General features: G+C 70.5%; 11 protein-coding genes and 1 pseudogene. 4 read left to right on the forward strand and 8 right to left on the reverse strand.

Annotation, left to right across the window (positions count from 1 at the left end; all coding sequences use genetic code 11):
- Nucleotides 1-28: 28 nt before the first annotated feature.
- On the reverse strand, nt 29-385 hold the full coding sequence (locus FGW37_RS25045) for an SH3 domain-containing protein (protein WP_179083102.1): 357 nt from the start codon (nt 383-385) through the stop codon (nt 29-31).
- A 98-nt stretch (nt 386-483) separates the two neighbouring features.
- Nucleotides 484-1,062, reverse strand: a pseudogene (locus tag FGW37_RS25050) (mycothiol-dependent nitroreductase Rv2466c family protein); the annotation flags it as partial.
- A 69-nt stretch (nt 1,063-1,131) separates the two neighbouring features.
- On the opposite strand from FGW37_RS25050, the gene FGW37_RS25055 reads away from it, so the two are divergent.
- Both FGW37_RS25055 and FGW37_RS25060 read left to right on the forward strand, forming a co-directional pair.
- Nucleotides 1,132-1,710, forward strand: a complete 579-nt coding sequence (locus FGW37_RS25055) for an IS607 family transposase (RefSeq protein ID WP_179083103.1) — start codon at nt 1,132-1,134, stop codon at nt 1,708-1,710.
- Complete coding sequence (locus FGW37_RS25060; protein ID WP_179083104.1) at nt 1,703-3,349, forward strand: transposase; 1,647 nt, start codon at nt 1,703-1,705, stop codon at nt 3,347-3,349. Before FGW37_RS25055 ends, FGW37_RS25060 begins: the two co-directional genes overlap by 8 nt.
- Nucleotides 3,350-3,458: 109 nt before the next feature.
- Here FGW37_RS25060 and FGW37_RS25065 read toward each other — a convergent pair whose 3' ends face one another.
- Nucleotides 3,459-3,638: a hypothetical protein gene (locus FGW37_RS25065; protein WP_179083105.1), complete on the reverse strand. Its 180-nt coding sequence runs from the start codon at nt 3,636-3,638 to the stop codon at nt 3,459-3,461.
- A 133-nt stretch (nt 3,639-3,771) separates the two neighbouring features.
- On the opposite strand from FGW37_RS25065, the gene FGW37_RS25070 reads away from it, so the two are divergent.
- Together FGW37_RS25070 and FGW37_RS25075 are read left to right on the forward strand one after the other, a co-directional pair.
- Nucleotides 3,772-4,608, forward strand: coding sequence for a helix-turn-helix domain-containing protein (locus FGW37_RS25070; protein ID WP_179083106.1), 837 nt, complete (start codon nt 3,772-3,774; stop codon nt 4,606-4,608).
- Complete coding sequence (locus FGW37_RS25075; protein ID WP_179083107.1) at nt 4,592-4,864, forward strand: DUF397 domain-containing protein; 273 nt, start codon at nt 4,592-4,594, stop codon at nt 4,862-4,864. Before FGW37_RS25070 ends, FGW37_RS25075 begins: the two co-directional genes overlap by 17 nt.
- A 57-nt stretch (nt 4,865-4,921) precedes the next feature.
- Here FGW37_RS25075 and FGW37_RS25080 read toward each other — a convergent pair whose 3' ends face one another.
- The 5 genes from FGW37_RS25080 to FGW37_RS25100 form a co-directional block, all read right to left on the reverse strand.
- Nucleotides 4,922-7,051, reverse strand: a complete 2,130-nt coding sequence (locus tag FGW37_RS25080) for a 3-hydroxyacyl-CoA dehydrogenase NAD-binding domain-containing protein (protein WP_179083108.1) — start codon at nt 7,049-7,051, stop codon at nt 4,922-4,924.
- Nucleotides 7,048-8,268: a thiolase family protein gene (locus FGW37_RS25085; protein ID WP_179083109.1), complete on the reverse strand. Its 1,221-nt coding sequence runs from the start codon at nt 8,266-8,268 to the stop codon at nt 7,048-7,050. The genes FGW37_RS25080 and FGW37_RS25085 overlap by 4 nt, the downstream gene beginning before the upstream one ends.
- 246 nt (nt 8,269-8,514) lie before the next feature.
- Entirely contained in the window at nt 8,515-9,792 is a 1,278-nt protein-coding gene (locus FGW37_RS25090) for an HRDC domain-containing protein (RefSeq protein WP_179083110.1), read from the reverse strand.
- A gap of 212 nt (nt 9,793-10,004) precedes the next feature.
- Complete coding sequence (locus FGW37_RS25095; protein WP_030369345.1) at nt 10,005-10,667, reverse strand: response regulator transcription factor; 663 nt, start codon at nt 10,665-10,667, stop codon at nt 10,005-10,007.
- A 696-nt stretch (nt 10,668-11,363) separates the two neighbouring features.
- The gene (locus FGW37_RS25100) at nt 11,364-12,074 is read right to left on the reverse strand and encodes a DUF3000 domain-containing protein (RefSeq protein WP_179083111.1); all 711 of its coding nucleotides are present in this window, start codon (nt 12,072-12,074) and stop codon (nt 11,364-11,366) included.
- Nucleotides 12,075-12,116: the final 42 nt, after the last annotated feature.

Below are 12,116 nucleotides of genomic sequence, written 5' to 3' on the forward strand. Positions count from 1 at the left end.
CGTCAGTCAGCAGCAGTCGGCCCGGCTGTCAGCGCCACTGCTTGATGCACGTCGTGGGCACCCAGCCCTCGTGTCCCGCGTAGCTCAGAAGCACCCAGCTGTTGTCCTTCTTCCCGCAGAGGTTGTAGGACTGACCGCTCTGGCCCGTGCCGGTGGAGTCGCAGCCGCGGCCCGACTTGCCCTTGGGAAGCAGGCCGACGGCGGTGGCGTCGAGCTTCGTCGTCGTACGGATCTTCACGCTCTCCAGCGCCGTGAGCGTGTTGTAGCTGCAGGACGAGGCGGCGGCGACCCGCGCGTCGGCCGTGGCGACGCCGCCGGTCAGGGCGGTGGCTCCGACCAGGGTGGCGGCGGTGATGGCGGTGGCGGCCAACTTCCTTATATTCATGCGTAGTTCCCCGTCGTGGTCGATGACGTTCCTCGGCACCCGGGTGGGGGCACCGAGATGATCACCACGCTATCCGGGCATGTGCATGCCATGCAAAATCAGCTGAAGTCGAGGCCGCCCGTACGGGTGCGCTTGAGCTCGAAGAAGTTCGGGTAACCGGCCAGCAGCCGCACGCCGTCGAAGATCCGGGCGGCCTCCTCGCCCCGCGGGATCGCGGTCAGGACGGGCCCGAAGAAGGCGGCCCCGTCGATGTGCATCGTGGGCGTGCCGACGTCCTCACCGACCGGGTCCATGCCCTCGTGATGGCTCTTGCGCAGCGCCTCGTCGTAGCCGGCCGAACGGGCGGCGCCGGCCAGCGACTCCGGAAGTCCGGCGTCGGTCAACGCCTTCCTGATCAGCTCGTCGGAGACCTCGCCGCCGCCGTTGTGAATGCGCGTGCCGAGAGCCGTGTACAGGTCGCGCAGCACGCCCTCCCCGTGCTCCTGCGCCGCGGCCGTGCACACCCGCACCGGCCCCCAGCCCACGTCGAGCAGCCGGCGGTAGCGCTCCGGCAGGTCGGCGCGGCCTTCGTTGAGCACGGACAGGCTCATGACGCGGAACCGCAGATCGAGGTCGCGGTGGCGCTCGACCTCCAGGATCCAGCGGGAGGTGATCCAGGCGAAGGGGCAGACGGGGTCTTCACCTGCTGGCCCCCAAAGTCGGGTAAGTGAGCGTAACCATGTATGAGTGAGTGTCGTTGTCAGGGTGTGAATCTGACGGAGTGGGCGAAGATGCAGGGCGTGCATCCGCAGACCGCATATCGCTGGTTCCGTGAGGGGACGTTGCCGGTGCCGGCTCGGCGGGTAGGGCCGCGCACGATCTTGGTGAACGTCGGGGTGAACACCACGCCCGAGGTCATCGGTGGTCTGGGCCTGTATGCCCGCGTGTCGTCGCATGACCAGCAGCCGGACCTGGAACGTCAGGTTGCCCGTTTGTCCGAGTGGGCGGCCAGGGCCGGTCACCGGGTGGTCCGGATTGAGTCCGAGATCGCATCCGGGATGAACGGCAGCCGCGTGAAGGCCAAGCGGCTGTTGGCCGATCCGGACGTGACGGTCGTGGTGGTGGAGCACAAGGGCCGGCTCGGCCGGATGAACGTGGAGCTCGTCGAAGCCGCGCTGTCTGCGACCGGGCGTCGTCTGGTCGTTCTGGACGACGGCGAGGCCGATGACGATCTCGTGCGGGACATGATCGAGATACTGACCTCGTTCTGCGCTCGCTTGTACGGCCGCCGGTCGGCGAAGAACCGGGCGGAGAAGGCGCTGGAAGCGGCGGCGTCCGGTGACTGAGACGAAGAAGCAACTCCGCGTCATCGCCCCTGCTTTCGTTGCTCCCGGCCCGTCCGGCGTGGCGATACGCGACCGGCTCAAGCGCCTCGCTCCCGAGGACGAGAAGGTACTGCGCCTGGTCGGCGCGTACTTGGGGACGCTGGCCTCCCGTGATCTCAGAGCACGCTGCGTGGATGCGCTGGAGCACTCCACGGACACGTGGGCGGCACGTAAGCGGGACCTGACGGCGCTCTCGTCGTCACGGTGGGCAGGCAGCATCACGAAGCGCACGCATGATCAGTGGGCGCTGGCCCGGCGCGGGCAGCTCGCCCACGTCGGGTCCCTTGAGGCCGGTATCCGTACGATCGCGCACCGGCTGTCCCTCCCGGTCGGGGAGAAGGGCACCAAGGGGGGTCCCGGCGGCTACCGCACCGCACACGAGTGGTTCCACAAGGCGCGTCGTCTGCATGTTCTTAAGGACCGGCTCAACCAGGTTCGGAATGACCGTGAGGCCGGTGTCGTGCATGTCGTGCGGGGCGGGAAGCGCTTACTGAACACCCGTCACCATCTCCGGGCCGCCGAGTTGACCGAGGCACAGTGGCGTGAGCGGTGGGAAGCGGAACGCTGGTTTCTCCAGGCCGATGGCGAGTCCGGCAAGCGATTCGGGAACGAGACGATCCGCATCACGCCCGAGGGCGAAGTGTCGATCAAGCTCCCGGCCCCGCTCGCCGAGCACGCCAACGCCCGTCATGGCCGATACGTGCTGGCCTCCAAGGTGCGTTTCCCGCACCGGGGCGCCGAGTGGGCCGACCGGGTGGAAGCCAACCGGGCCGTGGCCTACCGTATCCACCTGGACGTGGAACGAGGGCGTTGGTACCTCACTGCGTCCTGGTCCTGCCCGGTCACGAAGACGATCCCGATCCAGTCCGCGCTCGCTGGCGGTGTGATCGGTGTGGACACCAACGCCGACCACTTGGCCGCGTGGCGGCTCGATGGCCACGGCAACCCGATCGGGCAGCCCCGCCGCTTCTCCTACGACCTCAGCGGTTCCGCCGATCATCGTGACGCCCAGGTCCGGCATGCCCTGTCCCGACTGCTGAACTGGACCAAGACCTGCGGGGTGAAGGCCATCGCGGTCGAGGACCTGGACTTCCAGGCCGAGAAGACACGGGAGAAGCACGGACGCAAGCGCCGATTCCGGCAGCTCATCTCCGGCATGCCCACCGGCAAGCTCCGTACCCGCCTCACCTCCATGGCTGACGCAACCGGCATTGCGATCATCGGCGTGGACCCCGCGTACACCTCCAAGTGGGGCGCGCAGCACTGGCAGCGCCCACTGACCAGCAAGAACCGCACAACCACCCGTCACGATGCGGCTAGCATCGCGATTGGACGACGCGCCCAAGGGCACCCGATCCGGCGACGGACGGCACCGCCCCGCATCCACCAGAGCGATGGATGCGGGCATCGGACCGTCCAGGCCGGCCCGCGTGCTCCTGGGCGTGAGGAAACCCGCCGCCCCGTCGCGGACCGTGGCCAGGAGCCACACGCCCGCACGGGGACAAAACAAGGCAAGCGGGCGACCAGCACATCCAAAACCGGTCGGGATGCGCGCAGTGCCAGGCAGTGGGTCCAAGACTCACTCCTGCTTACTGATTAGGAACGGTCGAAGTAGAAGTCCACTTTGTGTGATGACCATGAGCCTACGGGGGGGGGGGAGGTGGACCGGCTGGCAGGTCCACTGCCCCGCACAGATCGTGGGCCAATGCCTACCGGCACCCCTGCCGGAGATGTTCCTTGCGTCGCCTCTCGACCTCCTCCACCGCCGCGGGCCCCTGCCGCAGGGCGGCGGCGCGCTTCATGACGAGAACGGCGCACGTCAGGCACGAGGTGTCCGCGCGGGTGCCCTCTTCGTCGTACGGGTGGGCATTCGCACGCGCGTTCATCATGTCCGGCCTCCGTTGTGTCTTGCTCGTTGCCAGCGGGCAACTCCCCTTCAGGTAACTAGGGTTGCCGGGCAGAGGCCTCGACCACCAGGACTTGATGTCCCCGGCGTGAGCAGGGGAGATGGGAGGTACGTGCATGCCCGCACGACCACGCACGCTGACGCCCGACCGGTCGGCCCGGCACCTGTTCGGCGCGAAGATGCGCGCGTACCGCGGCAGCATGAGCCTGGAGCGGCTCGCCGAGATCGTGAACTTCAGCAAGAGCCACTTGGCGCGGGTGGAGACGGCGCAATCCATGCCGCCGCCGGAGCTTCCGGCGCTGCTGGACGCCGCGTTCAACACCGACGGCATTTTCGTAGAGTTGTATGAGCTGGCTCGCCGGGAAATCCACCCGGAACAGTTCCGGCGCCGAATGGAGCTGGAGGCGCAGGCGCGCGTCATCGCTGAGTACACCGGCCAGCTGATGCCGGGTCTCGCGCAGACGGAGAACTACTGCCGTCTCCTCTTCAGGACACACAATCCGAGGTCGACAGAGGCCGAGATCGAGGACATGGTGGCGGCGCGGATAAGTCGGCAGGCTCTGTTCCAGGCCGACGACCCGCCGGACTTCTCCGTGATCGTCGACGAGGCGGTCCTATGCCGCGGATTCGGCGGACCCGCGGTCATGCGGGAACAGCTGACCCGGCTGATCGAGCTGAATCAGGGGCCCAGAAGCGTCATGCAGGTCCTGCCGTTCGCTCACGGAGGGCATGCGCTAATGGGCGGATCTCTCGCCTTGTTCACCCTCGACGATGGCACCCAAGTGGCTTGGGAAGAGGGCAGCGACAGTGGGACGCTGATGGAGGACTTCGACCGGGTCGGCAAACGGCAGCGCGCGTACGACCACCTCAGATCCTGCGCCCTGTCACCAGCAGAATCGTCAGCATTTATCCGGAGCGCCCTGGAGGCATTACCCGATGAGCATCGACCCTGACATATCCGGCGCGGCATGGACCAAGTCCAGCTACAGCGGCAGCGGAGCAGGTAACTGCCTGGAATGGGTCCCCACGACTTGGGTCAAGTCCAGCCACAGTGGTGACGGCGGTGACAACTGCCTCGAATGGGCACGGTCCGGCCCCCCGGGCATCGTCCCCGTCCGCGACAGTAAAACCCCGGACGGGCCCGTCCTCACCTTTCCGCCCGCGGCCTGGGACGCCTTCGTCCACGCCGTCCGCAACGGCAACGCCTGACGCAAACAGCGAGGGCCGTACGGGGAAACCCCGTACGGCCCTCAGGCTTACGTCCCGCTACGCGGGAACGGAAGCAACACCCACCGGCAGGAACCGCTTGCCGTTCGCCTTCTCGGCGATGCCGGACCGGTCCAGGTACGGCGTGATGCCGCCCAGGTGGAAGGGCCAGCCGGCGCCGGTGATGAGGCACAGGTCGATGTCCTGGGCCTCGGCGACGACGCCCTCGTCCAGCATGAGGCCGATCTCCTGGGCCACGGCCTCAAGGACGCGGGCCCGGACCTGCTCCTCGGTCAGGACGGAGTCGCCCTGCACCAGAAGCGCCGCGACCTCGGGGTCCAGCTCCGGCTTGCCGGAGTCGTAGACGTAGAAACCGCGCTTCCCGGCCTTCACCACGGCGGCGAGGTTCGGGGAGACCTTGAAGCGGTCGGGGAACGCACCGGCCAGCGTCTCGGAGACGTGGAGGCCGATCGCGGGGCCGACGAGCTCCAGGAGCACCAGAGGCGACATCGGCAGGCCGAGCGGCTCGACGGCCTTCTCCGCGACAGCGACGGGCGTGCCCTCGTCGATGACGTTCTGGATCTCGCCCATGAAGCGGGTGAGGATGCGGTTGACGACGAACGCCGGGGCGTCCTTCACCAGGACCGCGCTCTTCTTCAGCTTCTTGGCGACGGCGAAGGCCGTGGCCAGGGAGGCGTCGTCGGTCTTCTCGCCGCGGACGATCTCCAGCAGCGGGAGGATGGCGACCGGGTTGAAGAAGTGGAAGCCGACGACCCGCTCGGGGTGCTTGAGCTTGGACGCCATCTCGCTGACGGACAGGGAGGAGGTGTTCGTGGCGAGGATGGTGTGCGCGGGCACGACCGCCTCGACCTCGGCGAACACCTGCTGCTTGACGCCCATCTCCTCGAAGACGGCCTCGATGACGAAGTCCGCGTCGCCGAAGCCGGCGGCCTTGTCGAGGGAGCCGGTGACGGCGGCCTTGAGGCGGTTGGCCTTGTCGTTGCCGATGCGGCCCTTGGCGAGGAGCTTGTCGATCTCGCCGTGGACGTAGCCGACGCCCTTGTCGATGCGCTCCTGGTCGATGTCGGTGAGGACGACCTGGACCTCCAGGCGGCGCGCGAAGAGGAGCGCGAGCTGGGAGGCCATCAGGCCGGCGCCGACGACGCCCACCTTGGTGACGGGGCGGGCCAGCGAGCGGTCGGGGGCACCGGCCGGGCGCTTGGCGCGCTTCTGCACCAGGTTGAAGGAGTAGATGCCGCTGCGCAGCTCCTCGCCCATGATCAGGTCGGCGAGGGCCTGGTCCTCGGCGTCGAAGCCCTGACGCAGGTCGCCGTTCTTCGCCGCGGAGATGATGTCCAGGGCGCGGTAGGCGGCCGGGGCGGCGCCGTGCACCTTGGAGTCGGCGATGGAGCGGCCGCGCTCGACGGCCTGGTCCCAGGCCTCGCCGCGGTCGATCTCGGCGCGGTCGACCTGGGTGTCGCCCTTGAGGACGGAGGCCGTCCACAGCAGGGACTGCTCCAGGAAGTCGGCGCCCTCGAAGAGGGCGTCGGCGATGCCGAGCTCGAAGACCTGCTTGCCCTTGAGCTGGCGGTTCTGGTTGAGCGAGTTCTCGATGATGACCGAGACCGCGCGGTCGGCGCCGATGAGGTTCGGCAGCAGGGTGCAGCCGCCCCAGCCGGGGACCAGGCCGAGGAAGACCTCGGGGAGGGAGAAGGCCGGGATGGCCTTCGAGACGGTGCGGTAGGTGCAGTGCAGGCCGACCTCGACGCCGCCGCCCATGGCCGCGCCGTTGTAGTACGCGAACGTCGGGACGGCGAGGGACGACAGGCGCTTGAAGACGTCGTGGCCGCCCTTGCCGATGGCGAGCGCTTCCTCGTGCTTCTTCAGCAGCTCGACGCCCTTGAGGTCGGCGCCGACGGCGAAGATGAACGGCTTGCCGGTGAGGCCGATGCCGGTGATCGCGCCCTCGGCGGCCTCCTTCTCGACCTGGTCGATCGCGGCGTTGAGGTTCGCGAGCGACTGGGGGCCGAAGGTGGTCGGCTTGGTGTGGTCCAGGCCGTTGTCCAGCGTGATGAGCGCGAAGCGCCCGGCGCCGGAGGGGAGGTCGAAGTGGCGTACGTGCGCCTGGGTCACGACCTCGTCGGGGAACAGCTCCGCCGCGCCCTTGAGAAGTTCAGCGGTGGTGCTCACTTGTCGTCTCCCTCGAAGTGCGGGTTCTCCCAGATGACCGTTCCGCCCATGCCGAGGCCGACACACATCGAGGTGAGGCCGTAGCGGACGTGCGGCTGCTCCTCGAACTGCCGGGCCAGCTGGGTCATCAGGCGGACGCCGGACGAGGCCAGCGGGTGGCCGAAGGCGATGGCGCCGCCGTACTGGTTGACGCGCGGGTCGTCGTCCGCGATGCCGTAGTGGTCCAGGAGCGCGAGCACCTGCACGGCGTAGGCCTCGTTCAGCTCGAACAGGCCGATGTCGTCGATGGTCAGGCCGGCCTTGGCGAGGGCCTTCTCGGTGGCCGGGATCGGGCCGTAGCCCATGACCTCGGGCTCGACGCCGACGAAGGCGTACGAGACGAGGCGCATGCGGACCGGCAGGCCCAGCTCGCGCGCGACGTCCTCGGAGGCGATCAGCGAGGCGGTGGCGCCGTCGTTGAGGCCCGAGGCGTTGCCCGGGGTGACCCGGCCGTGCGGGCGGAACGGCGTCTTGAGACCCGCCAGGCCCTCCATCGTGGTGCCCGGGCGCATCGGCTCGTCGGCCGTGACCAGGCCCCAGCCCAGCTCCCCGCCCTCGGGGGTGGTGCGGCGCACGGAGATCGGCACGAGGTCGGCCTGGATCTTGCCGTCGGCGTAGGCCTTGGCGGCCTTCTCCTGGCTGCGGACCGCGTAGGCGTCCGCGCGCTCCTTGGTCAGGTGCGGGTAGCGGTCGTGCAGGTTCTCCGCGGTCATGCCCATGACGAGGGCGGACTCGTCGACCAGCTTCTCCGAGAGGAAGCGCGGGTTGGGGTCGACGCCCTCGCCCATGGGGTGGCGGCCCATGTGCTCGACGCCGCCCGCGAGCGCGATGTCGTACGCACCGAAGGCGACGCCGCCGGCGACGGTCGTCACGGCGGTCATGGCACCGGCGCACATGCGGTCGATGGACATGCCGGGCACGGTCTGGGGCAGGCCCGCGAGCATGCCGGCCGTACGGCCCAGGGTCAGGCCCTGGTCGCCGATCTGCGTGGTCGCGGCGATGGCGACCTCGTCGATCTTGGCGGGGTCCAGGTTCGGGTTCCGGCGCAGCAGCTCACGGATGCACTTGATGACGAGGTCGTCGGCGCGGGTCTCGTGGTAGATGCCCTTCGGGCCCGCCTTGCCGAACGGGGTGCGGACGCCGTCGACGAAAACGACGTCCCTAGCGGTACGAGGCACTTGGCTCTCCTCCTGTGCGGGATCGCTGCGCGCGCGGGCATGCCGGGACGGCTCCGCCGCGGTGCGGGCTGACACCGTCATGCTACTTGCGGGTAACCAAGCTGCACAGACCCCTCGGCGGGAGCGGCGAAGGTCACATTCCGTGTGCGTCCGCGGCTACTGCGGGTTCGGCACCGCCGGTGACGAAAAGGCTGTGCCCCGGCCCCGGAGAGGGGCCGGGGCGCAGCCTCGGGAAGGGGACGCGGTTCAGGCCGCACCCTCCGTGAGGGCCTTCACCAGGGCCGGGGTCACCTGTTCCACCTGCCACGGACGCGCCCCGTACGCGGCGAGGACGTCCGCCACCGCCTCCGGCGTGGGATGCGCGGGCGGCTCCCAGCACAGCCTCCGCACCGTGTCCGGAGTGATCAGGTTCTCCTGCGGCATGGTGAGGCGCTCGGCGAGCTCGGAGACGGCCGTGCGGGCCGCGGTGAGCCGGGCTGCGGCCTCCGGGTCCTTGTCCGCCCAGGCGCGCGGCGGCGGGGGGCCGGTCAGCGGCTGGCCGGGCTGCGGCAGTTCGGCGTCCGGGATCGCGCGGGCGCGGTCGATCGCCGCCTGCCACTGCTCCAGCTGCTTGCGGCTCATGCGGTGCCCGAAACCGGGCAGCGCCGCCAGGGCGTGCGCGTTCGGCGGCATGTTGAGCGCGGCCTCGACGATCGCGGCGTCGCCCAGCACCTTGCCGGGGGAGACGTCGCGCCGCTGCGCCACGTGGTCACGGGCGGTCCACAGCTCGCGCACCACCGCCATCTGGCGGCGCCTGCGCACCTTGTGCATCCCGGACGTACGGCGCCAGGGGTCCTTGCGCGGCGGGGCGGGCGGGGCGGAGGCGATGGCGTCGAACTCCTGCCGGGCCCACTCCAGCTTGCCCTGGCGGTCCAGCTCCTCCTCCAGCGCGTCGCGCAGGTCGACGAGGAGCTCCACGTCGAGGGCGGCGTAGCGCAGCCAGGGGTCGGGCAGGGGGCGGGTCGACCAGTCGACGGCGGAGTGCCCCTTCTCCAGGGCGTACCCCAGGACGTTCTCCACCATGGCTCCGAGACCCACCCGTGCGAACCCGGCGAGCCGTCCGGCCAGCTCGGTGTCGAACAGCCGCGTCGGCGTCATCCCTATCTCGCGCAGGCACGGCAGGTCCTGGGTGGCTGCATGCAGCACCCATTCGGCGTCGGCGATGGCGTCGCCGAGCGCGGACAGGTCGGGGCAGCCGACCGGGTCGATGAGCGCGCTGCCGGCACCGTCACGGCGCAGCTGGACGAGGTAGGCGCGCTGGCCGTAGCGGTATCCGGAGGCGCGCTCGGCGTCGACGGCGACGGGGCCGGTGCCGGCTGCGAACGCGGCGACGACCCGCTCCAGGGCATCGTTGTCAGCGACGACCGGCGGGATGCCCTCGCGTGGCTCCAGTAGGGGGATCGGCGCCGAAACGACGTCGTCCGGGGGAGCGCCCCCGGTGGTTCGCAGTGGTGTGTCTGCTGCGGTTTCTTGGGCGTCGGTCACCGGTCAAGGGTATCTGTGTATGGCAAGCGCCCGTCGACGGAACGTCCCGTCGACGGGCGCGGCGTGTGGGTCCGGTGGGTGGGAGGGGGTGCGTGCGGGCGTACGGGCGGGCGTGCGCCCGTGGCTGCCCGCGGGGTTGTCCGCGGGTCCGCCGGCGGGGCTGCCGTCCGGGTGATCCTTCGGCTTCGGGGGAGCCGCGGCGGATCTTCGCGTCAGTGGATGATGCCGGTGCGCAGCGCCACGGCGACCATGCCGGCTCGGTCCCCGGTGCCGAGCTTGCGGGCGATCCGGGCGAGGTGGCTCTTGACGGTGAGCGCGGACAGCCCCATGGAGACGCCGATGGCCTTGTTGGACTGGCCCTCCGCGACCAGCCGCAGCACCTCGACCTCGCGGCCGGAGAGCTCGCGGTAGCCGCCGGGGTGACCGGGGGCGCCGGGCGGGCGGCGGTGCAGCCGGGCAGCGGCCGCGGAACCGATGGGGGCGGCGCCGGGGCGGCCCGGGACGCCGAGGTTGGTACGGGTGCCGGTGACGACGTAGCCCTTGACGCCGCCCGCGAGGGCGTTGCGCACGGCGCCGATGTCGTCGGCGGCGGACAGGGCCAGGCCGTTGGGCCAGCCGGCGGCGCGGGTCTCGGACAGGAGGGTGAGCCCGGAGCCGTCGGGGAGGTGGACGTCGGCCACGCAGATGTCGCGCGGGTTGCCGACACGGGGGCGGGCCTCCGCGATGGACGACGCCTCGATCACATCTCGCACCCCCAGCGCCCACAGGTGCCGGGTGACGGTGGAGCGGACGCGGGGGTCGGCGACGACGACCATGGCCGTCGGTTTATTGGGGCGGTAGGCGAGGCTCGCAGGTTGCTCGAGGAGAACGGACACCAAGCCTCCAGGGGGGAGTGGCGGGGGGACGGGTGCCGGCTATTCGGGGTAAGCCGGGGCGATCCGTATGGGAAGGGTCACAAGCCTCTTCGGCACCGAAGCGTTCCGGCTTTAGGGAATGATCACGAATTGATGAGTAACAATTCGGGCAATTCGGATGCGATCGATCAACAACCGATCAAATTACCGATCGAAACATTGCCCGCGACCGGCAGAAACCGATCACGGGTCCGGCATCCGGGTGACCGTTCCGCTGCGCGGAGCGCCCCCGCCGCCGCGGCGATCAGCCACAGCGGTGGCATCCGGCGGTGCCGGGCCCACCTGAGCCCGTACGGCACCGCCGGGCCCCGCCATCGTGGCCGGTCGCCGTCGCGGCGGATTCAAGGATGCGGCGCATCCTTGACCGGCGGGCCTGCGCGGCGAGAACCGGCGAAGGGGCCCACCCTTCGATCCCGCCGCGCAGCAGCCGACAGTAAAGGGGCCCGCCCCTTCCACCCCGCCGCGCCGTCGCAGGCGGTGAAGGGGCCTGCCCCTTCACATCCGCCGCCGCGGCGATCAGCCACAGCGGTGGCATCCGGCGGTGCCGGGCCCACCTGAGCCCGTACGGCACCGCCGGTCTCCACCGTCGTGGCCGGTCGCCGTCGCGGCGGATTCAAGGATGCGGCGCATCCTTGACCCGGCGGGCCCGCCCCGCGGTCAGCGGCTTTGGGGGTCCCTGCGTTGGGGGAGTGTCACTACCCCCGCGTCCGGGCCCCCGCCCGGCGGCAGGCCCGCGATCTGGCACAGCAGGTCGCACCACGCAGCCAGGTGGGCCGCCGTGTCCGGAACCCCGGCGCCCTCTCCCTCGTCGCCCTCGGCCGGGCCGGCCTCCCCTCCGCGGACCGCCCGGACGGGCTTCGCCGCGGCGGGGGGCACGGGCGACCACGAGGCCCGGATCTCGATGCGCGTCGACGGCTCGCGGTCCCGCAGCCCGCCGAAGTAGTGCGACCCCGCACGCGTCACCGTCCCGCTCGGCGCCTCGTAGGGCACGCGGCGCGCCTCCAGGGCGCCGGTCAGCCAGGACCAGCACACCTCGGGCAGCAGCGGGTCGGCCGCCATTTCCGGCTCCAGGTCCGCGTGGACGAGCGTCACCAGCCGGAAGGTGCCGCCCCAGGCCTCGTGACCGGCCGGATCGTGCAGCAGGATCAGCCGCCCGTCGGCCAGTTCCTGATCGTCGACGACGACCGCGGCCTCCAGCGCATACGAGTAGGGGGCGAGCCGCTGGGGCGGCGGGGTCGCGTCGAGTTCGATCTCCGGCCGCAGGCGCACCCCTTGCAGCCCGGCGACCGCTTGCCGGAAGACGGACGGGGAGCCCTCCCCATCCGCGTCGTCCGGACCGTCCGAGAGGTGTCCCTGCGCCGCAGCCATGCCCGGAAGACTAGGCGGAAGGGGGCGCGGTTCCGGGTAGGG

The organism is Streptomyces rectiverticillatus (genome assembly GCF_013394065.1).
In the GTDB taxonomy this organism is placed as follows: Bacteria; Actinomycetota; Actinomycetes; order Streptomycetales; family Streptomycetaceae; genus Streptomyces; species Streptomyces rectiverticillatus.